The following is a 23,145-nucleotide window of genomic DNA, read 5'->3' as shown; positions in this document are numbered from 1 at the left end:
AGAACTTCCAGACTGCCGGGGGACCTAGAGGACGAGGACCTAGACGGGGACCTAGAGGACGAGTGCGGTGGCGCCGTCGATCTGGGCGACGCTCACCTGCTGGCCGGGGGCGAAGACCTGGTGCGGGTCCAGGGCGCGGGCGGACCAGACCTCGCCCTGGAGTTTGATCCGGCCGCCGTGCTCGTCAACTTCCTCCAGGACCAGCGCGGTTGCACCGGTGAGCGCCTCGATGCCCATCCGCACCCGGGGCCGGCTGCGCAGGCTGCGCATCGCCACCGGGCGGACGAAGACCACCAGCAGGACCGAGACGGCGAGGAAGACCACGAACTGCGCGACCGTCCCCGCTCCGAGGGCGGAGGTGAGCGCGGCCGCCCCGGCCCCGATCGCGAACATGCCGAACTCCGGCATGGCCGTGACCACCAGCGGCACGCCGAGGGCGGCCGCGACGATCAACCACCACATCCAGTTCTCCACACCCTCATGGTAGGGGCGGGGAGGGGTCCGTGGAGAGGGCTTTGCGCAGGTAGTCCGGATGTTGACGTTGTGAAGGATGCGTGCGGCGGACGGGTGGGGCGTCCGGGTGGGGCGGCCGGGCCGGACGGCTTCAGCCCGTCGGCAGGCCTCAGCCCATCGGCAGGCCGCGGGCGGACCAGCGGTCGCCGTGGCGCTCCAGGGTGAGCGGGAGGCCGAAGCAGAGCGAGAGGTTGCGGGCGGTGAGGGTGTCGTCGATGGTGCCGGCGGCCAGCACCTTGCCCTGCCGGATCATCAGGACGTGGGAGAAGCCCTCCGCGATCTCCTCGACATGGTGGGTGACCATCACCATCGCCGGAGCCTTGGGGTCGCGGGCCAGCGCGCCGAGCCGGCGGACCAGGTCCTCGCGGCCGCCCAGGTCCAGGCCGGCCGCGGGCTCGTCCAGCAGCAGCAGTTCCGGGTCGGTCATCAGCGCGCGGGCGATCAGGGTGCGCTTGCGCTCGCCCTCGGACAGCGTGCCGAACCTGCGGTCGGTGTACTCGGCCATGCCGAGCAGGTCGAGCAGCAGCCGGGCCCGCGACTCGTCGGAGGTCTCGTACTGCTCGCGCCAGGTGGCGGTCATGCCGTAGGCGGCGGTGAGGACGGTGTCCAGCACGGTCTGCCGGCGCGGCAGCTTGTCGATCATGGCGGCGCCGGCCAGGCCGATCCTGGGGCGCAGATCGAAGACGTCGACGCTGCCCAGCTTCTCGCCGAGGATCGCGGCGGTGCCGGTGGAGGGGAAGAGGTAGGAGGAGGCGATCTGCAGCAGGGTGGTCTTCCCCGCGCCGTTGGGTCCGAGGATCACCCAGCGCTCGCCTTCGGCGACCGACCAGGACACCTGCTCCACCAGCGCGCGTCCGTCCCGGACCACGGATACGTCCACCAGCTCGAGCACGTCGCTCATGCGTACGCCTTCCCCACTGCCTTGTCTTGAGACTGCCATGTCTTGTGACGTCGAGGGAAAACCTACGCCACGGAAGTGTGCGACTTCTCCGTAGGCTTGCCCCATGGCGCAGAACACCGGCGAAAGCCGTCCCGATGACCGATTCGACGAGCCCCGCTCGGGGCGTCTCGTTGCCTGGGGCAACGCCTGGCTCGGCGGCTTCGCCTCACCCGACCACGCGGGCGAGGGGATCAGGGGCCGCGACGACGCGCATGCCGTGGAGGGGATAACCGGGGCGGTCGGGGCGGGTCTGACGCTGGCCCTGGGTCGGTTGCGGGCCGAGGGGGTGACGGGCTTTCGGCTGGCGCTGCCGGCGCCCGGGCATCCGCTCGGGCTGACCGGTCCGGCCCGCTTCAACGAGGTGGCACTGCCGGCCGGGGAGGCGGTGCTGACCGTGGGTGCGGTGTCGCTGGGACTGGTGCCGGAGGTGGTGCGGCACGGGCCGGTGGGCGACCAGTTGGTCCGGGTGGTGTGGCATACGTCACCCGTGGAGGCCGGGACCCCCGCCGATGTCCCGCAGTTGCGGGATGCCGAGCGCGAGCTGGCACAGATGCTGCGGGAGGCGACGGAGCTGCTGGTGCGGCTGGACGTGGCCGGCGGCGGCCCGGAGGTGCAGCGGGCGCTGGAGGCCTACCGGAAGCAGCGCCAACCCGAGCTGCTGGCACCGGGGTACCAGCCGCGGGCGGTGCGGGTGCTGCAGTCGGCCCGGCAGGTGCGGGGGCTGCTGGCGCTCGCCGCGGGCACCGCCGGGGCGGCGGTGAGTGCCGGGGAGATGGCCGCGCGGGAGGCCGCGATGCGGCCGTTGGAAAGGGCGGCTCGGCGGGCGGCGGTGGCCGCGTACAACGCCATGGTGGACGAGCCGGCCCGGGATGCGTTCTAGCGGCCGTCGTCGGCTGCGGCGTGTGCACGGCTGGTCGCGCAGTTCCCCGCGCTCCCATGGGGCTGCGACTGAACCGCTGTGAGCAAGTCGCACCATCAGGGGCGCACCCGAAAACACTCCCAGCCCCCGCGGTTCGGTCTACGGCGGGGGCGGGGGTGGGGCCGTCAGTTGTTCTGGCAGCAGTCGGCGTGGGCCGGGTTGAGGAGGCCGATGACGTTGACGGTGTTGCCGCAGACGTTCACCGGGATGTGGACCGGGACCTGGATGGTGTTGCCCGATCCGACGCCGGGCGAGCCCTCGCTGTGGCCGGCCGCGGTCGACTGCGCCGAGGCGGCGCCGGCGCCGGCCAGGACGGCGGCACCCGCTGCGGTGGCGATGAGAGCACCCTTGCGAACGTTCATTTCTGTGTCCTCCTTGAGCGGGCCCGGCACCGCAGTCCGGTGTCGGGCACTTCGTCGTGGAGGCTAGGGACAACGACCCGGTGAGTTCACCTTTTGACACTCTTTCGGGTTGATGTGACTGGTGCGCAAGTCAGCTCTTCACTCCCCCGTTCGGCCCGTTCACGCCCTGTGCGCCCTGGCGTTCGTCCGACTGTCCTACCGGGTCGCGCCGTTGCGGACCGCCCAGAGCGCCGCCTGGGTGCGATCGGCCAGGTCCAGTTTCATCAGGATGTTCGAGACATGGGTCTTCACCGTCTTCTCGGACAGATGCAGTGCCCGGGCGATCTCACGGTTGGAACGGCCGTCCGCGATGTGGCCCAGCACCTCCTGCTCGCGCTCGGTCAGGGTGCCGCCCCGCCCCTGCGGGCCCCGCGGGGAGTCGTCCGCGAGCAGCGCGCCGGCCAGTTCCGGCTGAAGCAGCACATGCCCGGCGTGCACCGAGCGGATCGCACCGGCCAGGGCCTCCGGGTCGACGTCCTTGTAGACGTAGCCGGCCGCGCCGGCCCGGAGCGCCGGGACCACGGTGCGGTGCTCGGTGAAGCTGGTCACCACCAGCACCCGGGCCGGGTTGCCGCGCTCCTTGAGGATGCGCAGCGCCTCGATGCCGTCGGTGCCGGGCATCTTCACGTCCATCAGCACCACGTCGGGGTGCAGCTCCTCGGCGCGCTCCACGCCCTCGGCCCCGTCCGAGGCCTCGCCGACGACCTCGATGTCGTCCTGGACCTCCAGGAAGGTGCGCAGGCCGCGGCGGACCACCTGGTGGTCGTCGACCAGCAGCACGGTGATGCGCCTGGGCGGGGTGTTCGGGCTGTCAGCCACCGGGTACCTCCAGTACCACCACGGTCCCCTCGCCGGGGGCCGACTCGATCCGCAGGGTGCCGCCGACTCCGGCGGCGCGGTCGCGCATGGACACCAGGCCGAGGTGCCGGCCGGCCCGGCGTACCTCGGCCGGGGCGAATCCGGTCCCGTCGTCGGCGACGGTCAGCACCGCGCCCCAGCCCGCGGCGGCCGGGTGCAGCTCCACCCGCACCGCCGTGGCACCGGAGTGGCGCAGGGCGTTGTGCAGCGCCTCCTGGGCCACCCGCAGCACCGCGGCCTCCTGGGCCGACGGCAGCGCGCGGACCCGGGTGTGGGTGAAGCTGACCCGGGCGGCGTGGGCCCGGTCCAGCACCTCGATCTGGGAGGTGAGGGTCGGCAGCAGGCCGTCCTCGTCCAGCGCGGCCGGGCGCAGTTCGACGACGACCCCGCGCAGCTCCTCGGCGGCCTCGGCGGCCAGCCGGGAGACCTCGGCCAGTTCGGCGCGGGCCCGGTCCGGATCCCGGGTGACCAGGGCGGAGGCCGCCTGGGCGGTCAGCCGCAGCGAGAACAGCTTCTGCGAGACCGCGTCGTGCAGGTCGTGCGCGATCCGGGCCCGCTCGCCCGCCAGGGTGAGTTCGCGGCTGCGCTCGTAGAGGCGGGCGTTGGTGAGCGCGATGGCGGCGTGGGCGGCGAGGATCCGCAGCAGGTGCTCGTCGTGGGAGGTGAAGGAGGACCCCGGGGCGCTCTTGTTCGCGAGAAAGAGCGCCCCGATGATGTCGTCCCCGTCCAGGATCGGGACGCCGAGGAAGGCGCTCATGTCCGGGTGGGCGTCCGGCCAGCCGCCGAAGCGGGGGTCGTCGCGGACGTCGGCGAGCCGCTGCGGGGCCGTGTCCTTGAGCATCGCGGCCAGGATGCCGTGCTGCCGCGGCAGCGGCCCGATGGCGCGCCACTGGGCGTCGCTGATGCCGTCCACCACGAACTGGGCGAAGCCGCCATGGTCGTCGGGGACGCCCAGGGCCGCGTACTCGGCGCCGACCAGGCTGCGGGCCGACGCGACGATGCGCTGCAGCACCTCGCGCACCTCCAGGTGCCGGCTCATCGCCAGCACCGCGGAGCTGATCGCCTCGATGCCGCCCAGGCAGGGTTCGTCGTCGGTCATGCCGTCACGGTACCGCCGGGGTGATCGTCGGGCATCGGGCGGAGGAGGGGGCGGCCCGGGTCCGGGGGACTAGGTCCAAGGGCCCGCCCTACGGCTGCCCGACGACCGAGGTACGGCCCGGTCGGTCCTGCCTACCGTCGGAGGCGGAAGACAGGAAGTTCGCAGAGAAGCGACCGACCAAGGAGTGGACATGGCTGTCGCAGTGGTGACCGGGGCTTCACGGGGGCTGGGACGGGCGCTGGCCCGGGCGCTCGCCGCGGAGGGCTGGTCGTTGGTGCTGGACGCCCGCGGCGCGGAGGCGCTGGGCGCGCTCGCGGCGGAGCTGGAGGGCCCGGTGGTGGCACTGCCCGGGGATGTGGCCGACCCCGCGCACCGGGCCGAACTGGTCTCGGCCGCACAGGGGTTGGGCGGAATCGACCTGCTGGTGAACAACGCCAGTGTGCTCGGCGCGGAACCGCTGGTGCCGTTGGCCGAGCAGTCGTTGACGGGATTCGCCGAGGCGCTGACGGTGAACACGGTCGCGCCGCTGGGCCTGGTGCAGGAGGCGCTGCCGTTGCTCCGGGAGTCCGGTGGGGCGGTGCTGAACATCAGCTCGGACGCGGCCGTCGAGGCCTACGAGACCTGGGGCGGCTACGGGGCGAGCAAGGCGGCACTCGACCACTGGTCCGCGGTGCTGGCCCAGGAGGAACCGGCGCTGCGGGTGTGGTCGGTGGACCCGGGCGACATGCGCACCGCGATGTACGCGGCGGCGGTGCCGGATGACGACGACAGCGGACGGCCGCTGCCGGAGGAGGGCGCCGTCCCGGCGCTGCTGGAGCTGATCGGCAGCGGGGCGGCGAGCGGACGGTACTCGGTGTCGGGGCGGACGGCGAAGGAGTGGACCCGGTGATGACACAGCAGCGGACGGCGGACCTGGCGGTGCAGCGGACGGATGTGAAGCCGGTGCCGGGGCAGGACCGCAAGCGGCTCGGGAAGCGCGGGGACCGGGCCGGGCATCTGGCCGCACCGGCGCCGTCGGTGGATGCCCTGGACGGCTTCGGCCTGGACGAGTTCGAGCTGCCGGACGAGCTGGAGGCGAGCGCGCCGCCGGAGGAGCGCGGCCACGCGGGGCGGGACGACGTCCGGCTGCTGTTCGGGGGCCGGGACCGGCAGGGCGGGTTGACGGTCGGTCACCATGCCTTCCGGGACCTGCCGCAGCTGCTGCGGGCCGGCGACGTGCTGGTGGTGAACGTCTCGGCCACCCTGCCCGCCGCGGTCGACGGCGAGGTGGCCGGCAGCGGCGAGCAGGTCGTGGTGCACTTCTCGACCCGGCGGTCCCGGCACCGGTGGGTGGTGGAGCTGCGTACACCGGACGGGCACGGCAGCACCCGGCAGCGCGAGCACCGCGACGGCGCGGTCGCGGTGCGGCTGGCCGGCGGGGCGTCGCTGCGGCTGCTGGAGGGGGTCGGGCCCCGGCTGTGGGCGGCGGAGTTCGCCGTCGCCGATCCGCTGGCCTACCTGGCGGCGCACGGGCGGGCGATCCGCTACGCGTACACCGACGCCGACCGGCCGATCGCCGCCTACCAGACCGTGTTCGCCCGGCCGCCGGCCGAGGTCCACGGCGGATCGGCGGAGATGCCCAGCGCGGCCCGGCCGTTCACCGCTGAGCTGGTGACCCGGCTGGTGAGCCGGGGCGTGCAGATCGTGCCGATCACCCTGCACACCGGGGTGGCCTCGCTGGAGTCCCACGAACCGCCCTACGCCGAGTGGTTCGAGGTTCCGGAGCCGACCGCGCGGGCGGTGCGGACGGCCAGGAGCTCCGGTTCGCGGGTGGTGGCGGTGGGGACGACGGCGGTGCGGGCGCTGGAGTCCGCCGCCGAGGCCGCCGAGGCGGCCCGGGCCGACGGCGGCGACGGGCTGCTGCGGGCGGCGTCGGGCTGGACCGAGCTGGTGATCACCCCGGAGCGCGGGGTGCGGGTGGTGGACGGACTACTGACGGGCCTTCATGAGCCGCGCGCCTCACACCTGTTGATGCTGGAGGCGATCGCCGGACGGCCGCTGCTCGACCTCAGTTACGCCGAGGCGCTGCGCGAGCGCTACCTCTGGCACGAGTTCGGCGACCTGCACCTGATCCTCTCCCGGTGACCGGACGCACACGGAGCGTATGATCGACGGGTGAACGAGGAGATGGCGGCGCTGTTCGCGCTGTTGGGGAAGCGCTGGACGCTGTCGGTACTGGCCGCGCTGCTGCGCGGGGAGGACCGCTTCGACCAGTTGCGGGCCGCGGCGCCGAGGCTGACCGCGCGGATGCTGTCGAACCGGCTGTCCGAGCTGGTCCGGGCCGGGCTGCTGGTACGCGAACTGGCAGTCGGGCCGCCCCCGCTGGTGCACTACCGGCTGACCGCGGCCGGGGACGCCCTGGGGCCGGCCGTGGCGGGCTTCGACCGCTGCCTCGCGGTCACCGAATCCCGCGAACCGCCGCGGTCCCGGACCGAAGAAGCGGCCTGACGACGGCTCAGCGGCCGTGGAACCTGCCCTCGAACAGGTCCACCTGGATCCGCTCCGCGGGGGCCGCAGCCGGCGCCTCCCCGGCACCCTCCCGCGGCGACATGGCGACGGTGATGGCCGCCACGGTCAGGAACACCACGATGCCCACCGCCACCGGGAGGATGAACTCGCCGACCGGGACCCCGCCCCGGGGCGCGGTCCCGGAGAGCCGGACGCTGACCGCCTGCATCGCCGTGTAGTGCATCGCGGTCACCGCCACTCCGGCCACCAGGGCGGCCGCCAGCGACGCCCACAGCTTGCGGATGTTCAGGGTCATCCACAGCGCGGCGGTGGCCGCGAGGACGGCGATGGCCACCGAGAGCAGCACCACCGCCGGGTCGTAGTGGACCGCGCCGTTGAGCTCCATCGCGGACATGCCCAGGTAGTGCATCACCGCGACGCCGCCGCCGGTCGTCACCCCGCCGACCAGCAGCGTGGTCGTCCCGGGCGGGCGGTGGCCGACGTAGAAGACGCCGATGCCGACCACCACGATCGCCAGCAGCAGGCTGGCCAGGGTGAGCGGGATGCTGTAGACGATGGTGGCGCTGGTGACCGAGAACCCCAGCATCGCGATGAAGTGCATGGTCCAGATGCCGCAGCCGATGGAGCAGGCGGCCAGGGACAGCCAGCCGCGGCGCCGTTCCGGGGGCAGGTCCAGCGCCCGCACGGTGCAGCGCAGTCCCAGCGCCGCGCCGATCACCGCGACCAGGTAGGCCAGCAGGGGGTTCACCCAGCCGTAGGTGAACCCGTCCATGTGCGCCATGCGTGTGGTCCCCGTTCAACGATTGAACCCGGAGGTACGCGGTACGCCGGAATCGTACGAGGCTGTGGAGATCCTTTGTTCGTATTGGGAAACGTGCGTGCGAGGGTTATCGATTCGATACGGCAGAGGGCCGCGCACCTGTCGGGACAGGTGCGCGGCCCAGGTCGGCCCGGCCGGATCAGCGCTTGCGCATGACCTCGGGCTCGTGCCTGCGCAGCAGCCTGACCACCAGGAAGGCGCAGACCACCCCGAGCAGCACCAGCACGCCGACGTCGACGCCCCACTGGCCCAGGGTGTGCTGCCACAGCGGGTCGGTGGTGGTCTTGCCCTGCGGCGGACCCATGATCTTCGGCAGGTTGATCGTCGCCGCCTCGGCGGCCACCGCCCAGCGGGACGGGGACAGCCAGGCGACCTGCTCCAGGCCCGGAGTGCCGAAGAGCGGGAACAGCGAACCGCAGAAGACGACCTGGATGATCGCGATCAGCACCAGCAGCGGCATGGTCTTCTCGGCGGTCTTCACCACGGCGGAGACGACCAGGCCGAGCATCATCGAGGTGATCCCGAGCAGCATCACCACCAGGATCATCTCGATCTGCGGTGTCGCCTTGACCAGCAGGCCCTCGGTGGCCCCGGGCCGCGGCAGCACGCCGATGCCGGCGAGCACCGCCGTCTGCACCGCGGTGATCACCCCCAGCACGACCACCTTGGACATCATGTAGGCGGAGCGGGACAGGCCGACCGCGCGTTCGCGCTCGTAGATCACCCGTTCCTTGATCAGCTCGCGGACCGCGTTGGCCGCACCCGTGAGGGCGGCTCCCACCCCCAGCACCAGCAGCACGGTGGCGGCGTCGGTGTTGAGCGCGGGCCCGCCGCCCGCCGGGGCCTTGGTCGCCGGCCCGAATCCGAACTGGGCCGGGATGGCGATGCTCATCACGCCCATGATCAGCGGCAGGGCGACGAGCAGGCCGACATAGCCGCGGTCGGCGGCGATGACGCTGACGTAGCGGCGGATCAGGGTGGACAGCTGGGAGCCCCAGCTCTGCTGCTTCGGCGGCTTGGACTGCTCGTGCTGTATCTGCACGGACTGGGCCTGCACGGCTTCGACGTCGGCCGAGTACATCTGGTAGTGCACCGAGCCGCGGAACCGCCCGGCCCAGTCGTGGTCCGGGTAGTTCTCGAAGGCCTGGAAGACGTCGGCCCAGGTCTCGTACCCGAAGAAGTGCAGCGCCTCCTTGGGCGGGCCGAAGTAGGCCACCGAACCGCCCGGCGCCATCACCAGCAGCCGGTCGCAGAGCGCCAGTTCGGCCACCGAGTGGGTGACCACCAGGACCGTGCGGCCCTCGTCGGCCAGGCCGCGCAGCATCTTCATGACGTCGCGGTCCATGCCCGGGTCCAGGCCCGAGGTGGGCTCGTCCAGGAAGATCAGCGACGGCTTGGTGAGCAGCTCCAGGGCGACCGAGACGCGCTTGCGCTGGCCGCCGGAGAGAGCCGTGATGCGGTTGTCGGCCCGCTTCTCCAGGTGCAGCTCGGTGAGCACCTCGTCGACCCGGCGCTCGCGCTCGGCGGCCTCGGTGTCGCCGGGGAACCGCAGCTCGGCCGCGTACTTCAGGGCGGTACGGACCGTCAGCTGGGAGTGCAGGATGTCGTCCTGCGGTACCAGCCCGATGCGCTGGCGCAGCTCGGCGAACTGCTTGTAGAGGTTGCGGCCGTCGTACAGCACGTCGCCGTTGTCCGCCGGGCGGTAGCCGGTGAGCGCCCGCAGCAGCGTGGACTTGCCGGAGCCGGACGGGCCGATGACCGCGACCAGTGACTTCTCCGGGACCCCGAAGCTGACGTTGTTCAGCAGGATCTTGTCGGCGCCCTTGTGCTGGACCTTGACCAGCAGGTGGCGGGCCGAGAAGGAGACCTCACCGGTGTCGACGAACTCCTCGAGCTGGTCCCCGACCAGTCGGAAGGTGGAGTGGCCGACGCCGACGATGTCGTTGGGGCCGAGCAGCTGACGGGAGATCGGCTGGCCGTTGAGGTAGGTGCCGTTGTGGCTCTCGAGGTCGACGATCTCGTAGCGGCCGTCCTGCAACTGGCGCAGTTCCGCGTGGTGCCGCGAGACCGACAGGTCGGAGACGACCAGCTCGTTGTCCAGCCCGCGGCCGATCCTGATGGTGCGCAGGCCGCCGGCCAGGTTGCGGACCATGGTGGGGTTGCGCGAGCCGTAGACCGGCTCGGGCGCGGGCTGCGAGGGCTGCTGGGCGTAGCCTCCGCTGTAGCCGCCGCCCTGCTGGGGCGGCACCGAAGCGCCGCCGCCGTGCTGCTGTTGCTCCCACTGCTGGGCCTGCTGCGCCTGCGGCTGCTGGGCGTAGCCGGCCTGGGCGCCGCCGCCCTGGCCCTGGGCGCCGGGGTTGAAGCGGGCCGTTCCCTGGTTGTGCCAGGCGTCGCCGCCGACCGGGGCGACCGGGCTGGGCAGACCGGCGAAGGAGAGCCGCGGGCCGCTCTCGGCGTTGCCGAGGGTCACCACGGCGCCCTGCCCGAGCGGGACCTGATTGGCTCTGTGCCCGTTGGCGAAGGTGCCGTTGGTGCTGCCCAGGTCCTCCATGACCCAGCCGTTGCCGTGGTACGCGATGGTCGCGTGCCGCCAGGAGACCCTGGCGTCGTCCACCGCCACATCGGACTGCGGATCGCGCCCGATCGTATAGCTGCGGCCGGGTTCAAGTGTTCTGCGTTGTCCGTTGAGTTCAAGTACCAGCTGCGGCACTGTTGCCTGCCCCACGATGTAGTCCCCCGAGATAGTCCCCACTCTTGACAGGGGAAGTTTAGGGATGCCGAACGATGGGGGGAATCATTCCAGCTCGATCAACGTCGGGGGAACCGGACCCCACTACCGTGACCCTGTGGCAACCTGACGGCAGAGCAGGCGGTTCGGTATGGGGGCGGTTAGACGATGACGGTGTACGGGCACCAGCGGCCGGTGGCGGGCGCTGCCGGGTCGGTCGGCGGATTGCGCGACGGCGCGCTGTACGGGGCGGTCTCCGGGGCGGTGGCCGTGAGTTGGGCCTTCGCGGCGATGGCGGCGGTGGCCGCGCTGGGGATCCACCTGCTGGGCCTGGACACCTACGCCTCGCTGGGGGCGCTGGTCGCGGCCCTGGTCTCGATGGCGGTCGGCGGAAGGATCAGCCCCTCGGGTGACGTCTCGTTCTTCGGAATCGACGCGGCCGGGGCCCAGGGAGCGATCGGGATCGTCCCGCTGGGAATCACCCTGGTGGGTGCAGTGGTGCTGGGCTGGCTGTTCGTCAGGCCGCTGCGGCGCTTCCCGGTGCCGGCGCCGGGTCAGGTGCTGGCCAGGGCGGGCGGCGCGGTGGTCGCCTTCATGGTGCTGCTTGCCGTGGTGGCCTGGTCCGGCAACGGGACCGTGGCGATCAAGCTGAACTCGCTGCCGGGCACCGGGAGCGGAAGCGGCAGCGGTTCGGGTTCCGGGGGCGGCGACCCGCTGGGCGGACTCGGCGGGCTGATCGGCAACAACAGCTCCGGATCGGGGTCCGGGTCGGGCGGCGGGCTCGGCGGGGTGCTGGGCGGGGTCGGCAGCATCCTGGGCGGCAACACCGATCCGACGGTGGGTTTCAAGGTGAACCTGGCGCCGACGCTCGCCCTCGGACTGCTGTGGGTGCTGGTGGTGCTGGCGCTGGCGCTGGCCGCCTCCAGGCGCAGCCCGCTGCCGGTCGGCTGGGACGCGCTGCGCCGCACGGTCCGCCCGGTCGCCTCGGCCGTGGTGACCGTCCTGGTCGGCGCAGTGCTGGTGGGCGCGGTCGCCGGGATCGTGGTCGGGCTGACGGGCAACGGCGGGGCGAAGACCGTCGGCGCCGCGCTCCTGGCCGCCCCCAATGGTGTGTTCCTGGTCGTGGTGCTGGGCATGGCGGTCCCCTTCAACGGCAAGGCCAGCGGTCCGCTGGCGCAGTTCCTGCCCTCGCCGGTGGACCAACTGCTCAAGGGCGGCACCGGGCAGAGCATCACCTTGTCCAAGCTGGCGCAGTTGGACGGCCGGGTCTGGCTGCTGCCGGTCGCGGTGGCGCTGATGCTGCTGGCGGTGGGCGTGGTGGCGGCGGTGCGGACCCCTCGCCCGGTGCTGCCGCAGAGCGGGGTGCGCGAGGCGGGCGGTGCGGCGCTGCGGCTGGGCGTCGCCATGGCCGTGGTCACACCGGTGCTGCTGGTGCTGGCGGACGTGTCGGTGAACGCGAACCTGTCGGTGTTCGGCTTCAACGCGGTCGGCGCGGGGCTGAGCATCAGCGGGAACCTGCTGCTGGGGATCTTGCTGGGGCTGGTGGAGGGAGCGGTGTTCGGCTTCCTCGGGGCGCTGCTGGTGGCGCAGTTCGCCTCCGCCAAGCGGGTGGTGCTGACCCCGTCGCCGTCGTACCCGGGCGGCGGCCGGGACGTCCCCGGCCGGACGGCGGAGTACCCCGCCGGCTATCCGGCGCAGTACCAGGGCGAGTACCCGACGACGCGGCAGGAGCAGCAGCCGTACCGGCAGCCGCCGCAACCCCAGTCGCAGCCGCAACCCCAGCCGTACCTTCCGCCGGGCGGCGGGCGGCCGCCCGCGCCCGCGCCGGACAACCCGTACGCCGCTCCCCCGGCTCCCCCGGCTCCGCCGGCCTCCCGGCCCACTGCGCCGCCGCCGGCGGGGCCGCCGCCCGGCGGCTACAACCCGTACTCGGGCGGTCCCGCACAGACACCGCCGCCGCCCACCGCCCCACCTGGGAGGTAACCCGCTGTCCGGTGGGCGGGACGGGACTCGGAGCGACCGCCGCGGCCAGGTAGCGTTGGCCGCATCATGAGCGCTCAGCCCCCGGCCCCCGAGGCCGCCCCCGTTGCGACGTCGGACGCCCGCGCACCCCGGACCCTGCTGGTCAAGGTGTTCGGCAAGGACCGTCCGGGCATCACCACCGGCCTCTTCACCACCCTCGCGGAGTACGGGGTCGACGTCGTCGACTTCGAGCAGGTCGTGACCCGGGGCCGGATCGTGCTCTGCGCGCTGGTGACCGCGACGCCGCAGGAGGGCGAGCTGCGGGCCACCGTGCACCAGTGGGCCGACCGGCAGCACCTGCAGGCCGAGGTCCTCTCCGGCACCGGCGACAACCGCCCGCGCGGGGAGGGCCGTTCGCATGTCACCGTGCTGGGCCATCCGCTGAGCGCAGCCTCAGTGGCCGCGCTCAGCGCCCGGATCACCGACTGCGGCGGCAACATCGACCGGGTCTTCCGGCTGGCCAAGTACCCGGTCACGGCGGTGGAGCTGGCCGTCTCCGGAGTGCCGACCGAGCGGCTGCGGACCGAGCTCGCCGCAGAGGCGGCGGTGCAGCGGGTCGATGTGGCGGTGGTCCGGTCCGGGCTGCAGCGGCGGGCGAAGCGGCTGGTCGTGATGGACGTCGACTCCACGCTGATCCAGGACGAGGTGATCGAGCTCTTCGCCGCGCACGCGGGTTGCGAGGCCGAGGTGGCCGCGGTGACCGCGGCGGCGATGGCCGGGGAGCTGGACTTCGCCGAGTCGCTAAGGGCCCGGGTGGCGCTGCTGGCGGGGCTGGACGCGGACGTGGTCGCCAAGGTCCGCGCCGAGGTCCGGCTGACGCCGGGGGCCAGGACCCTGATCCGCACCCTGAAGCGGCTGGGCTACCAGGTCGCCATCGTCTCCGGCGGCTTCACCCAGGTCACCGACGACCTGGCGGAGCGGCTGGGGCTGGACTTCGCCGCGGCCAACACCCTGGAGGTGGTGGACGGCAAGTTCACCGGCCGGGTGGTCGGCGAGATCGTGGACCGGGCCGGCAAGGCCCGGATGCTCGCCCGCTTCGCCGAGTCGGCGGGCGTCCCGCTGGAGCAGACCATCGCGATCGGCGACGGCGCCAACGATCTGGACATGCTCAACGCGGCCGGCCTGGGCGTCGCCTTCAACGCGAAGCCGGTGGTCCGCGAGGCCGCCGACACCGCGGTCAACGTCCCCTTCCTGGACACCGTCCTCTACCTGCTGGGCATCTCCCGCGAAGAGGTCGAGGACGCGGACGACGACCCGTCAGCGACGCACTGAGCCTGCGCCGGCACGCGCCCGTGCCGCAGCGGGTGTGAGCGCGACAACGGTGAGGGGCGCGCGAAGTTGGTCGCGCGCCCCTTTGTCGAGGGCTGTCTGCCGGTGGCCTGCCGGTCGGTCCTTGGACTCAGTCCTTGGACTCAGTCCTTGGACTCAGTCCTTGGGCGACCAGAAGGTGGTGAGGTGGCCCACGCCCGGTTCCAGGGCCTTCCAGGGCGTGTCGAGGGTGAGCACCGCGACCGCGGAGGTCGGGAATCCGGAGCTGCGCAGCCGGGGCAGGGTGTCGCCCTCGAAGCCGCCGGCCAGTACCTCGGTCAGGCCCTGCACACCCGGGTTGTGGCCGACCAGCAGGACGGTCCCGACCTCCTCCGGGACGACTTCCTGCATGACCTCGATCAGCCGGCCCGGGCTGGCCTCGTAGAGGCGCTCCTCGTAGACCGTTCTGGGGCGGGTCGGAAGCTCGTGGGCGAAGAGCTTCCAGGTCTCCCTGGTGCGCTCGGAGGTGGAGCACAGGGCCAGGTCTGGGGTGATGCCGGTGCCGGCGAGCCAGCGTCCGGCGACGGGTGCGTCCTTGCGGCCGCGGTCGGCCAGCGGCCGCTCGTGGTCGGGCACGGCGGGCCAGTCGGCCTTGGCGTGCCGGAGGACGATGATCCTGCGGGACGAATCGACGCTCATACCTGCCAGCTTCCCAGAATTCCCGGAACCGGGTACTGGGAGCGGGACCAAGTCAGCCCATTGTGGTGGCGAACGAGGCGACGACGCCGATCACCACGAGGATGGCGAGGATCAGGCCGAACATCTGCAGCAGCTTCTTGTTGCCGCCGGTGGGATGGGGATCGAGAACGGGCATGCCGACGAGTCTGCCACCTGGTTCAGGATGAGAACCGGCGGGGGTCTCCCCCTCAGTGCCCCCGGGCCGCCGGCGCACCGAGCTCGTCCTCGATCTGGCGCGGCCGGGCGGCCCGGCGACCGACGAAGGCCTGGACCGTCATCAGCACCGCGAGGAAGGCCAGCGGGCCGTACCAGCCGTGCTCGCGCTGGTAGAGGACGCCGATCAGGATCGGTCCCGGCACCGAGATCAGATAGCCGACGCCCTGGGTGAAGGAGGAGAGCCGGGTGACGCCCTCGCCGGTCCTGGAGCGCAGCCCGATCATGGTCAGGGTGAGCGGGAAGGCGCAGTTGGCCAGCCCGGCGAGCAGCGCCCACGCCCAGGGGGCGGCGGCCGGGGCGAAGGCCAGGCCGGCATAGGCGGCCAGGCCGGCCAGCGACAGCGCGACGACGATCACGCCCTGGTCCGGGCGGCGGGCGGCGTAGGCGGGGATGACGAAGGACAGCGGGGCGCTGACGACCATGGAGACGGCGAGCAGCAGCCCGGACTCGGAGTTCGAGAGGCCGGCGTCCTGGAAGATCTGCGGCAGCCAGCCCAGGGTGGCGTAGGCAGCGGTGGCCTGCAGGCCGAAGAAGGCGGCCAGGGCCCAGGCGGTACGGCTGCGGGTGATCCGCAGCCCGACCGGGGCGGCGGCCGCAGCCGGGGCCGCGCCCGGGGCCGCGCCGGAGGCTGCACCCGAGGCTGCGGCCGAACCCGCGCGGGCGTCGGCGCGGCGTGTGACCGCGAGTTGGGCCAGCCAGATCACCAGGGCCACGGCCGCGGTCAGCGACCAGATGCCGAGGCCGACGCGCCAGCTGCCGCCCAGCGCGTTGGTGAGCGGGACCGCGACGGCGGCGGCCGCGGAGGTGCCGAGCGCCAGAGACATCGAGTAGAGCCCGGTGACCGGACCCACCCGGTCCGGGAAGTAGCGCTTGACCAGCACCGGCATCAGCACGTTGGAGACCGCGATGCCGCCCAGGGCCAGGGCGCTGAGCAGCAGGAACAGCGCGCTGTCCGGGGCGATCGCACGGGCCGCCAGGCCGAGGGCGATGGCGCCCATGCCGGCGCAGACGGTGGCGGCGGGGCCGATCCGCCGGGCCGCGGTCGGCGCCAGCAGGCCGAACAGGGCGAAGCAGAGCGAGGGCAGCGCGGTCAGGATCCCGGCGACGGCCGCACTCATCCCCAGCGTGCTGCGGACCTGGTCCAGCATCGGCCCGAGGGCGGCGACGGCGGGGCGGAGGTTGAAGGCCGCCACCGCGATGGCGACGACGAGCAGCAAGCCGGCGCGCTGAGGGGTGAGGGCGGGGACCCGGTCGTCGGCGGCGGTGAACGGGGACGAGGACGACGACGAGGGCGGGGGCGTGGAGGCGGATGCGGGCGTGGGTGCGGTGGCTTCAGCGGCAGGCATGGGGCCATCATAGAATGATGGGATGACTTTTGGGTACGCTTTTTCCGCCGGAGAGGCGCGATGATGGGATCACTCCACCCCCTCGACAAGGAGCGTTCATGGCACTGACCTCGCCCCGGCGCGAGCCGCTGGCCGACCAGGTGATCGCGCAGCTGCGAATCCAGATCACCTCGGGCGAGTGGCCGGTGGGCTCACGCATCCCCACCGAGGTCGAGCTGGTCGAACAACTGGGCGTGGCCCGGAACACCGTCCGCGAGGCGGTCAGGGCGCTGGCGCACAACGGGCTGCTGGACATCCGGCAGGGCTCGGGGACCTATGTCCTGGCCACCAGCGAGCTGGCCGGGGTGATGCACCGGCGGTTCGCCGACGCCGAGCAGGAGCAGGTCGCCGAGCTGCGCGCGACGCTGGAGTCGTCCGCGGCCCGGCTCGCCGCGGGACGGCGGACCGAACGGGACCTGGAGCTGCTGGCGCTCGCCAGCGAGCGGCGGGAGGAGGCCTGGAGGAGCGGGGACGCCGAGTCGTTCATCCAGGCCGACGCTGCGTTCCACCAGGCGGTGGTGGCTGCCAGCCACAACGACGTGCTGGCCGCGCTCTACGCGGACCTGGGCGAGGTGCTGCGGGCGCATCTGCGCAACGACGTCGGGCCGGTGCTGGCGGCGGACCGCTACATCCCGCATGCCGACATCGTCGAGGCGATTCGGGTCGGGGACGCGGAGAGGGCGGCGGAGCGGGCGGCTTGGGTTGTGGGGCGGTGCAGTGTGGAGGACGCCGCCGTGGGGTGAACCTGAGGGGGCGCGGGGAACTGTACGGTCAACCGTGCACCTTGGTGGTGGTTGGCCGCGCAGTTCCTCGCGCCCCTGAATTCAGCTCCGCTGAATCAGGCGCCGATGGCGTGGAGGCCGCCGTCCACGTGGACGATCTCGCCGGTGGTCTTGGGGAACCAGTCGGAGAGCAGGGCGACCACACCGCGGCCGGCCGGCTCGGGGTCGGTGACGTCCCAGGCCAGCGGGGAGCGGACGTTCCAGGTGTCGGCCAGGGTGTCGAAGCCGGGGATCGACTTGGCGGCCATCGACTTGAGCGGGCCGGCCGACACCAGGTTGCAGCGGACGTTCTGCTTGCCGAGGTCGCGGGCCAGGTAGCGGGAGGTGGCCTCCAGCGCGGCCTTGGCCGGACCCATCCAGTCGTACTGCGGCCAGGCGATGGTGGCGTCGAAGGTCAGGCCGACCACCGAGCCGCCCTCCTCCATCAGCGGCAGGCAGGCCATGGTCAGCGACTTCAGCGAGAACGCCGAGACGTGCACGGCGGTGGCCACGGACTCCCACGGGGTGTTGAGGAAGTTGCCGCCCAGGGCGTCCTGGGGGGCGAACCCGATGGAGTGCACGATGCCGTCCAGGCCGCCCAGTTCGTCGCGGACCTTCTCGGCCAGCCCGTCCAGGTGCTCCTGGTTGGTGACGTCGAGCTCCAGCACCTTGACGGGCTTGGGCAGCTTCTTGGCGATGCGCTCGGTCAGGCTGGGGCGGGGCCAGGCGCTGAGGATGATCTCCGCGCCCTGCTCCTGGGCCAGCTTGGCCACCTGGAACGCGATGGAGGACTCCATCAGCACGCCGGTGACGAGGATGCGCTTGCCTTCGAGGATTCCACTCATGTCGGTCAGTGACCCATGCCCAATCCGCCGTCGACGGGAATGACGGCTCCGGTGATGTACGCGGCCTCGTCGGAGGAGAGGAAGCGCACGGTGGACGCGATCTCGGCCGCATCGGCGTAGCGGCCCAGCGGCACGCCTGCGACGATCTCGGCCCGGCGCTCGTCGCTGAGCACCGCGGTCATGTCGGTGTCGACGAAACCGGGGGCGACCACATTGACGGTGATGTTGCGCGGGCCCAGTTCGCGCGCCAGCGAGCGGGCGAAGCCCACCAGGCCGGCCTTGGAGGCGGCGTAGTTGGCCTGGCCCGGGGAGCCGGTGAGACCGACGACCGAGGAGATCAGCACGACCCGGCCCTTGCGGGCACGCATCATCAGCTTGGAGGCGCGCTTCACGACGCGGAACGCGCCGGTCAGGTTGGTGTCGACGACCGAGGTGAAGTCCTCCTCGGACATGCGCAGCAGCAGGGTGTCCTTGGTGACCCCGGCGTTGGCGACCAGCACCTCCACGGGCCCGTGCTCCGCCTCGACCTCCTTGAAGGCCTGGTCGACCTGCTCGGCGTCGGTGATGTCGCACTTGACCCCGAAGAAACCCTCCGGGGGCTCACCGGAGCGGTAGGTGACGGCGACCTTGTCGCCCGCCTCGGCGAAGGCTCGGGCGATGGCGAGGCCGATGCCCCGGTTGCCTCCGGTGACGAGAACCGAGCGGCTCAACGGTCCACCTCTCTCTCCTGGGTGACAGCTACTGGCAGAAGCAGCCAACGCATGAGTACGCAGGCCTACGCATGGCGACGCTATCCGCAGACGATGCAGCTAGGCGAATCGGCGGCCGACAGTGGAAACGGCGCTCAACTGTGGGTTTCCCACAGTGGGATCGGCGGCGGCGCGACGGTGGACGGGCAGCCACGACAGAAGGTCCGGCACCTGGGTGCCGGACCTTCTGTCGTGCGAGTAGCGGGGACAGGATTTGAACCTGCGACCTCTGGGTTATGAGCCCAGCGAGCTACCGAGCTGCTCCACCCCGCGTCGTTGTGTCCACACCGTACCCCGGTCCCGCCGGTAAAAGCGAATGAGTTCCGGCGGAGGTGGGGCAGGATGCGGTCGAGACCCCATCACCTGGAGGAGCTTGATGACGGACACATCACCGTCCCTCGATCCCACCTTCCTGGCACTGCCGCTGCGGGCGCTGGCCGACGCGGCGCTGGCGCGGGCCGCCGAACTCGGCGCGAGCCATGCCGACTTCCGGCTGGAGCGGGTGCGCAGCGCGTCCTGGCGGCTGCGGGACGCGCGGCCCGCCGGGACCTCGGACGCCCTGCAGCTCGGCTTCGCCGTGCGGGTGGTGAAGGACGGCGCCTGGGGCTTCGCGGCCGGGGTGGACCTGACCCCGTCGGCGGCGGCCCGGGTCGCCGAGCAGGCCGTGGCCGTGGCCCGGCTGTCCGCGGGCATCGGCGCCGCCTCCGGCACCGAGGACGTGGTGGAGCTGGCCGAGGAGCCGGTGTACCCGGACGCGACCTGGATCTCCTCGTACGAGGTGAACCCCTTCGAGGTGCCCGACGCGGAGAAGACCGCACTGCTCGCCGACTGGAGCAGCCGGCTGCTGGGCGCCGAGGGCGTGTCCCATGTGACGGCGTCGCTGCTGACCGTGCAGGAGAACAAGTTCTACGCCGACTCCGCCGGAACAGTCACCACCCAGCAGCGGATCCGGCTGTCCCCGGAGCTGGAGGCGGTCTCGGTGGACGAGGCCACCGGCGCGTTCGACTCGATGCGGACCCTGGCCCCGCCGGTCGGCCGGGGCTGGGAGTACCTGCGCGGGAAGGGCTGGGACTGGGAGTCCGAGCTGGCCGAGCTGCCGGTGCTGCTGGCCGAGAAGATGAAGGCGCCGAGCGTCGAGGCCGGCCGCTACGACCTGGTGATCGACCCGACCAACCTGTGGCTGACGATCCATGAGTCGATCGGCCACGCCACCGAGCTGGACCGGGCGCTGGGCTACGAGGCCGCGTACGCCGGGACTTCCTTCGCCACCTTCGACCGGCTCGGCAGTCTGCGCTACGGCTCGGACGTCATGCACGTCACCGGGGACCGCACCGCCGAGCACGGCCTGTCCACCATCGGCTACGACGACGAGGGCGTGCGGACCCAGGCCTGGGACCTGGTGAAGGACGGCACCCTGGTCGGCTACCAGCTGGACCGGCGGATGGCCTGGCTCAAGGGCCTGGGCCGGTCCCACGGCTGCGCCTACGCCGACTCCCCCGCCCACGTCCCGGTGCAGCGGATGGCGAACGTCTCGCTGCAGCCGGCCGTGGCCGGGCCGGACACCGCCGGGCTGATCGCGGGCGTCGAGGACGGCGTCTACATCGCCGGGGACCGCTCCTGGTCCATCGACATGCAGCGCTACAACAGGATGTTCACTGGTTAGAGGGCAAAATACGCCAGGGCGAAACTCCCCCAGGCCAATTCGCACAAGGGTCCGGCCGTCCGCTACCGGGAGCGGACGGACCGTCGAGGTCGGCACCAGGTCGTCACCGCATCACACCGTTTGGACTCCGCCGCTGACTCATAGTCAGCGGCGGAGTGCCCGGAGGAGGACCCCGAACCACCCCGGGGTCACCACGAACGACTCGCTCGATCACCCCATCCGGTGCCTACGGCCGGCTCGCGATCTCCGTCGCCACCGCGTCGGCGGCCAGCGGCGTGAGCGTCTCGGAGACCGTGCGCCACGGCTGCTGATCCCCCGAGGTAGGCCGCGGCTGCTCCCTGCTGCCGCGGCCTACCTCACCTTGGCGCGCTGCTCGATGCGGTCGGCTTCTGCGAGGCCTGACCCATCGCGTGGCGCGCCGCGCTGTCGGCGATCTCCTGCAAGGCGGCCAGATGGTCGGTCAGGGCCTTGCGGCCGAAGTCGGTCAGGGCCAGCCAGGTGCGGGGCATCTTCCCCACGTGGCCCTTGCGGATCGCCAGGTGACCTGACTCCTCGAGCGCGGCGGCGTGCTTCGACAGCGCCGACGCGCTCAACTCGGCGTAGTCCTGCACCGCCCGGAACTCCGCCTCGTCGCAGCCCGAGAGGAAAGCGGCGATCTTGAGCCTGGCGGTGGCGCGGAACGCGTCGTCGAGAACGCCGCTCATCTGTGCCTCCTCGCCAGAACCCACCAGGTGATCGCACCGGTGACCAGCCCGAGTGCCACGTACACCCAGCGCAACTGCGCCGAGGCCGTGGTGGCGCTGACAAGGAAGGCGATCGCGCAGATCACGACTGCGGTCCCCGACTCCCGCGCCGGCCCGCGCAGACCTGAGATGCCACCGCGGACCCTGACCCGGAAGACCACTGCGCCCGCCGCCGCGGCCAGGAGGACCCCACCCAGGGTGCAGGCAAGCCGGGCAAGGCCATTCGACGGGGCGGCACCGACGAGCGCGGTCCCACCTGCTACCAGTACGGCGCACAGCGGCGGCACCCAGGGAGGTAGCACTGGGTGTACCGCGGACTGATAGGAGCGGTTGGCCTGCTCGAGATCCGCTCGTGCCTGTTCAGCATCCATGGTTGCCATGGTGGCATCTACTTTCCTACAATGCAACTACAGTCGCTACGGAAACGAGGAGCAGGCCATGGGCAAGCGAGACAAGTCCTCCGAGCGGTCCCACAAGCAGGACCAGCCGCAGGAACAGCAGCGGGACCAGCAGTCCGACCAGCAGGCGGACGACGCGCGGGCGCGGCAGGAAGAGCAGGACGCCGCCGTGATCGCGGCGGTTGTGAACACCGTCATCATCTGAGCGGCCGCCTCGGCATGCGGCCCTACCGACGGCCGTGACAGCCCTTCCCGGCAGTTGTTCGCCCGTTGGCGAAGAGCTAGTTGGGGCAGGGCCGATGCCTCGGGCGAGACCACGTCGCACCAGCTGTCCGCCCTGGGCCCCACCCAGGGTGTACAGCACCGCCATTGATCCGCGCCGGCCTGTCCGTCGCCGGGATGAGGAGCCACGCCTCGGCGCTACCGTCCCAGCACAGATGCCGTGGACGCTCCGGCGCCGGTGCCCCCGTCTGCATCCTCAGCCGTCTACCCCCGAGCGGCTGAGGGTGCAGACCTTATCCCCGCGGCCATCAACCGGATGGCGTCCCTTGTCGTGCAACACCGTTGCCTTCGCGCTGCGTGCGCCCTGTCAAGGGGGCCGGACCTCTGGTGGGCCCTGTGGTGTCGAGCCCAGGGTCACTTGGGCGAGTTAACACAGGTCATCCCGCCCGAGCTGGTGGAGGCCGTGCTCGAGGAACGGGTGCGCGCGAGCGGCGACTGCGTCTGCTGCCGACCCGTGTGGTGATGTACTTCGTGCTCGCCTTCGCCTTCTTCGAGCGCTCGTCCTATCAAGCGTCACAAGAAGGGACATGACCATCAACCGCTGCTGAGCCTGACGGTGTCGTGCCAGGTGGTGGCCGCCCAGGGCGAGGACCAGGCCTGCGCCGGCGTCGGTCAGGGCTGGTCGCCGATGGTGCGGGCTGGCCATGCCCTGGGCCAGCATGCTCGCTCCGTGCACGAGATCGACGGCTGCGCCCAGTCCAGGACCGCGGCTGTGGGGCGTGGCGCGCATACCAGGGCCTGGGCGAGTTGACGTGCGCCGAGCAGGCGCACGACGAGGTGGGCGCGCGCGTTGGTGCCCGTGCGGCCGGGCGGGCTGGCCAGTTGTAGGAGGCCGCGTGCCGCGCGGGTTGCAGTCAGGGCGATGGTGGGCTTCGTCGCTGTGCCCGTGCCGCGCTAAGGCCGGCGGCGGCGCGCAGGCCCAGGCCGAGGAGTGCGACCGTGCCGTGGTGCTGGGATGCCCACAGTTGGGGGCTGCGGCCGGTGGCGCGGGCGTCGAAGCTGCCGTGGGCGGTGTAGTCGTGCCCGCCCTTGCCGTCGGCGGGTTCCCACAGGTTGACCGGGTGGTCGGGGTTCTGGGGGCGGTTGTCCTGTTGGGAGTTGTAGTCGGTGCGGGCGAGGTAGCGGTCGAGCAGTCACTCATGCCGCCCGCGGTCGGGAGCTGCGGCCCGCCCGCAGCAGGACCACGCGTCTCCTGCCCGCCCGTCATCCGGCGCTGTGCCCGCGCCGGGCGGCTGCGCGGTCGCGGGGTCGTCAGTTGGGGTGGGCGTGTGGCTGGGGTGTGTGGTGCAGGGCGTGGAGTATGGCGCGG

The 23,145-nt window shown here is 72.2% G+C and carries 23 protein-coding genes, 1 tRNA gene and 1 pseudogene; 10 read left to right on the top strand and 15 right to left on the bottom strand.

Translation table 11 applies throughout. The annotated features are described in order from the left end of the window. Positions 1 to 51: 51 nt before the first annotated feature. Entirely contained in the window at positions 52 to 462 is a 411-nt protein-coding gene (locus TR46_RS33545; protein WP_042409709.1) for an NfeD family protein, read from the bottom strand. A 160-nt stretch (positions 463 to 622) separates the two neighbouring features. Continuing rightward, positions 623 to 1,414 (bottom strand): ABC transporter ATP-binding protein, encoded by a 792-nt coding sequence (locus tag TR46_RS33540; RefSeq protein WP_042409665.1) that lies wholly within the window; start codon positions 1,412 to 1,414, stop codon positions 623 to 625. 103 nt (positions 1,415 to 1,517) lie between these two features. Here TR46_RS33540 and TR46_RS33535 point away from each other — a divergent pair, with 103 nt between their 5' ends. After that, entirely contained in the window at positions 1,518 to 2,333 is an 816-nt protein-coding gene (locus TR46_RS33535; RefSeq protein ID WP_042409662.1) for an Rv1486c family protein, read from the top strand. A gap of 164 nt (positions 2,334 to 2,497) precedes the next feature. Here the strand turns inward: TR46_RS33535 and TR46_RS33530 are convergent, their stop codons facing one another. From TR46_RS33530 to TR46_RS33520, 3 genes are all read right to left on the bottom strand, one after another. Beyond that, positions 2,498 to 2,734, bottom strand: a complete 237-nt coding sequence (locus tag TR46_RS33530) for a chaplin (protein ID WP_042409659.1) — start codon at positions 2,732 to 2,734, stop codon at positions 2,498 to 2,500. Positions 2,735 to 2,929: 195 nt separating this feature from the next. Next, positions 2,930 to 3,592, bottom strand: coding sequence for a response regulator (locus TR46_RS33525; RefSeq protein ID WP_174505182.1), 663 nt, complete (start codon positions 3,590 to 3,592; stop codon positions 2,930 to 2,932). Beyond that, positions 3,585 to 4,730 (bottom strand): GAF domain-containing sensor histidine kinase, encoded by a 1,146-nt coding sequence (locus tag TR46_RS33520; protein WP_042409656.1) that lies wholly within the window; start codon positions 4,728 to 4,730, stop codon positions 3,585 to 3,587. Before TR46_RS33520 ends, TR46_RS33525 begins: the two co-directional genes overlap by 8 nt. Positions 4,731 to 4,920: 190 nt before the next feature. Between TR46_RS33520 and TR46_RS33515 the strand changes: the two genes are divergently transcribed. The 3 genes from TR46_RS33515 to TR46_RS33505 are packed head-to-tail and all read left to right on the top strand — an operon-like array spanning position 4,921 to position 7,217. Then, on the top strand, positions 4,921 to 5,619 hold the full coding sequence (locus tag TR46_RS33515) for an SDR family NAD(P)-dependent oxidoreductase (RefSeq protein ID WP_042409653.1): 699 nt from the start codon (positions 4,921 to 4,923) through the stop codon (positions 5,617 to 5,619). After that, complete coding sequence (locus TR46_RS33510; protein ID WP_084719159.1) at positions 5,619 to 6,854, top strand: S-adenosylmethionine:tRNA ribosyltransferase-isomerase; 1,236 nt, start codon at positions 5,619 to 5,621, stop codon at positions 6,852 to 6,854. Before TR46_RS33515 ends, TR46_RS33510 begins: the two co-directional genes overlap by 1 nt. Positions 6,855 to 6,884: 30 nt before the next feature. Next, positions 6,885 to 7,217 (top strand): winged helix-turn-helix transcriptional regulator, encoded by a 333-nt coding sequence (locus TR46_RS33505; RefSeq protein WP_084719158.1) that lies wholly within the window; start codon positions 6,885 to 6,887, stop codon positions 7,215 to 7,217. A gap of 7 nt (positions 7,218 to 7,224) precedes the next feature. On the opposite strand, the gene TR46_RS33500 is transcribed toward TR46_RS33505, so the two are convergent. Next, positions 7,225 to 8,019, bottom strand: a complete 795-nt coding sequence (locus tag TR46_RS33500; protein WP_042409651.1) for an MHYT domain-containing protein — start codon at positions 8,017 to 8,019, stop codon at positions 7,225 to 7,227. A gap of 178 nt (positions 8,020 to 8,197) precedes the next feature. Beyond that, the gene (locus TR46_RS33495; protein WP_042409648.1) at positions 8,198 to 10,768 is read right to left on the bottom strand and encodes an FHA domain-containing protein; all 2,571 of its coding nucleotides are present in this window, start codon (positions 10,766 to 10,768) and stop codon (positions 8,198 to 8,200) included. Between the two features lie 192 nt (positions 10,769 to 10,960). Between TR46_RS33495 and TR46_RS33490 the strand changes: the two genes are divergently transcribed. Together TR46_RS33490 and serB are read left to right on the top strand one after the other, a co-directional pair. Continuing rightward, a complete protein-coding gene (locus TR46_RS33490; protein ID WP_152626830.1) occupies positions 10,961 to 12,769 on the top strand; it encodes a streptophobe family protein in 1,809 nt (602 codons plus the stop codon). Positions 12,770 to 12,835: 66 nt separating this feature from the next. Further along, entirely contained in the window at positions 12,836 to 14,080 is a 1,245-nt protein-coding gene (gene serB, locus TR46_RS33485) for a phosphoserine phosphatase SerB (RefSeq protein ID WP_042409644.1), read from the top strand. A gap of 153 nt (positions 14,081 to 14,233) precedes the next feature. Here serB and TR46_RS33480 read toward each other — a convergent pair whose 3' ends face one another. Genes TR46_RS33480 through TR46_RS33475 form a run of 3 tightly spaced genes read right to left on the bottom strand, consistent with a single transcriptional unit; the run spans position 14,234 to position 16,356 of the window. Continuing rightward, positions 14,234 to 14,755, bottom strand: coding sequence for a SixA phosphatase family protein (locus TR46_RS33480; protein WP_042409642.1), 522 nt, complete (start codon positions 14,753 to 14,755; stop codon positions 14,234 to 14,236). Between the two features lie 52 nt (positions 14,756 to 14,807). Beyond that, positions 14,808 to 14,930 (bottom strand): SGM_5486 family transporter-associated protein, encoded by a 123-nt coding sequence (locus TR46_RS45180; RefSeq protein WP_269084290.1) that lies wholly within the window; start codon positions 14,928 to 14,930, stop codon positions 14,808 to 14,810. A 52-nt stretch (positions 14,931 to 14,982) separates the two neighbouring features. Further along, positions 14,983 to 16,356 (bottom strand): MFS transporter, encoded by a 1,374-nt coding sequence (locus TR46_RS33475; protein ID WP_042409637.1) that lies wholly within the window; start codon positions 16,354 to 16,356, stop codon positions 14,983 to 14,985. Between the two features lie 98 nt (positions 16,357 to 16,454). Between TR46_RS33475 and TR46_RS33470 the strand changes: the two genes are divergently transcribed. Then, complete coding sequence (locus TR46_RS33470; protein WP_042409635.1) at positions 16,455 to 17,138, top strand: FadR/GntR family transcriptional regulator; 684 nt, start codon at positions 16,455 to 16,457, stop codon at positions 17,136 to 17,138. 95 nt (positions 17,139 to 17,233) lie between these two features. Here TR46_RS33470 and fabI read toward each other — a convergent pair whose 3' ends face one another. The 3 genes from fabI to TR46_RS33455 all read right to left on the bottom strand — a co-directional run bounded on the left by fabI (position 17,234) and on the right by TR46_RS33455 (position 19,023). Continuing rightward, positions 17,234 to 18,001, bottom strand: a complete 768-nt coding sequence (fabI, locus tag TR46_RS33465; protein WP_042409633.1) for an enoyl-ACP reductase FabI — start codon at positions 17,999 to 18,001, stop codon at positions 17,234 to 17,236. 5 nt (positions 18,002 to 18,006) lie between these two features. Next, positions 18,007 to 18,711 carry a 3-oxoacyl-[acyl-carrier-protein] reductase gene (gene fabG, locus TR46_RS33460; RefSeq protein WP_042409632.1) on the bottom strand — a complete coding sequence of 235 codons (705 nt, stop codon included), beginning with the start codon at positions 18,709 to 18,711 and terminating at the stop codon, positions 18,007 to 18,009. Between the two features lie 238 nt (positions 18,712 to 18,949). Further along, positions 18,950 to 19,023: transfer RNA gene (locus TR46_RS33455), tRNA-Met, on the bottom strand. A gap of 103 nt (positions 19,024 to 19,126) precedes the next feature. On the opposite strand from TR46_RS33455, the pseudogene TR46_RS33450 reads away from it, so the two are divergent. Beyond that, positions 19,127 to 20,410, top strand: a pseudogene (locus tag TR46_RS33450) (TldD/PmbA family protein); the annotation flags it as partial. Positions 20,411 to 20,769: 359 nt separating this feature from the next. Here the strand turns inward: TR46_RS33450 and TR46_RS33445 are convergent. Further along, on the bottom strand, positions 20,770 to 21,117 hold the full coding sequence (locus tag TR46_RS33445; RefSeq protein ID WP_042409630.1) for a transcriptional regulator: 348 nt from the start codon (positions 21,115 to 21,117) through the stop codon (positions 20,770 to 20,772). Further along, complete coding sequence (locus tag TR46_RS41735; protein WP_152626829.1) at positions 21,114 to 21,527, bottom strand: hypothetical protein; 414 nt, start codon at positions 21,525 to 21,527, stop codon at positions 21,114 to 21,116. Before TR46_RS41735 ends, TR46_RS33445 begins: the two co-directional genes overlap by 4 nt. Before the next feature lie 67 nt (positions 21,528 to 21,594). Between TR46_RS41735 and TR46_RS42805 the strand changes: the two genes are divergently transcribed. After that, a complete protein-coding gene (locus tag TR46_RS42805; RefSeq protein ID WP_161790247.1) occupies positions 21,595 to 21,759 on the top strand; it encodes a hypothetical protein in 165 nt (54 codons plus the stop codon). Positions 21,760 to 22,133: 374 nt separating this feature from the next. Then, on the top strand, positions 22,134 to 22,367 hold the full coding sequence (locus TR46_RS45440; protein ID WP_369406022.1) for a transposase domain-containing protein: 234 nt from the start codon (positions 22,134 to 22,136) through the stop codon (positions 22,365 to 22,367). Positions 22,368 to 23,145 lie beyond the last annotated feature (778 nt).

The sequence above is a fragment of the Streptacidiphilus carbonis genome (assembly GCF_000787775.1).
GTDB classification, from domain to species: Bacteria; Actinomycetota; Actinomycetes; order Streptomycetales; family Streptomycetaceae; genus Streptacidiphilus; species Streptacidiphilus carbonis.
Note: the sequence above shows the minus strand (reverse complement) of the source record. Positions and strands in the feature narration are given on the sequence as shown.

What these genes read in the sequence shown, in the direction of transcription:
- TR46_RS33545 (WP_042409709.1), bottom strand. Translation starts at nt 462, where the DNA reads ATGTGGTGGTTGATCGTCGCGGCCGCCCTCGGCGTGCCGCTGGTGGTC.
- TR46_RS33540 (WP_042409665.1), bottom strand. Translation starts at nt 1,414, where the DNA reads ATGAGCGACGTGCTCGAGCTGGTGGACGTATCCGTGGTCCGGGACGGA.
- TR46_RS33535 (WP_042409662.1), top strand. Translation starts at nt 1,518, where the DNA reads ATGGCGCAGAACACCGGCGAAAGCCGTCCCGATGACCGATTCGACGAG.
- TR46_RS33530 (WP_042409659.1), bottom strand. Translation starts at nt 2,734, where the DNA reads ATGAACGTTCGCAAGGGTGCTCTCATCGCCACCGCAGCGGGTGCCGCC.
- TR46_RS33520 (WP_042409656.1), bottom strand. Translation starts at nt 4,730, where the DNA reads ATGACCGACGACGAACCCTGCCTGGGCGGCATCGAGGCGATCAGCTCC.
- TR46_RS33515 (WP_042409653.1), top strand. Translation starts at nt 4,921, where the DNA reads ATGGCTGTCGCAGTGGTGACCGGGGCTTCACGGGGGCTGGGACGGGCG.
- TR46_RS33510 (WP_084719159.1), top strand. Translation starts at nt 5,619, where the DNA reads ATGACACAGCAGCGGACGGCGGACCTGGCGGTGCAGCGGACGGATGTG.
- TR46_RS33500 (WP_042409651.1), bottom strand. Translation starts at nt 8,019, where the DNA reads ATGGCGCACATGGACGGGTTCACCTACGGCTGGGTGAACCCCCTGCTG.
- serB (WP_042409644.1), top strand. Translation starts at nt 12,836, where the DNA reads ATGAGCGCTCAGCCCCCGGCCCCCGAGGCCGCCCCCGTTGCGACGTCG.
- TR46_RS33480 (WP_042409642.1), bottom strand. Translation starts at nt 14,755, where the DNA reads ATGAGCGTCGATTCGTCCCGCAGGATCATCGTCCTCCGGCACGCCAAG.
- TR46_RS45180 (WP_269084290.1), bottom strand. Translation starts at nt 14,930, where the DNA reads ATGCCCGTTCTCGATCCCCATCCCACCGGCGGCAACAAGAAGCTGCTG.
- TR46_RS33475 (WP_042409637.1), bottom strand. Translation starts at nt 16,356, where the DNA reads ATGCCTGCCGCTGAAGCCACCGCACCCACGCCCGCATCCGCCTCCACG.
- TR46_RS33470 (WP_042409635.1), top strand. Translation starts at nt 16,455, where the DNA reads ATGGCACTGACCTCGCCCCGGCGCGAGCCGCTGGCCGACCAGGTGATC.
- fabI (WP_042409633.1), bottom strand. Translation starts at nt 18,001, where the DNA reads ATGAGTGGAATCCTCGAAGGCAAGCGCATCCTCGTCACCGGCGTGCTG.
- TR46_RS33445 (WP_042409630.1), bottom strand. Translation starts at nt 21,117, where the DNA reads ATGAGCGGCGTTCTCGACGACGCGTTCCGCGCCACCGCCAGGCTCAAG.
- TR46_RS41735 (WP_152626829.1), bottom strand. Translation starts at nt 21,527, where the DNA reads ATGGATGCTGAACAGGCACGAGCGGATCTCGAGCAGGCCAACCGCTCC.
- TR46_RS42805 (WP_161790247.1), top strand. Translation starts at nt 21,595, where the DNA reads ATGGGCAAGCGAGACAAGTCCTCCGAGCGGTCCCACAAGCAGGACCAG.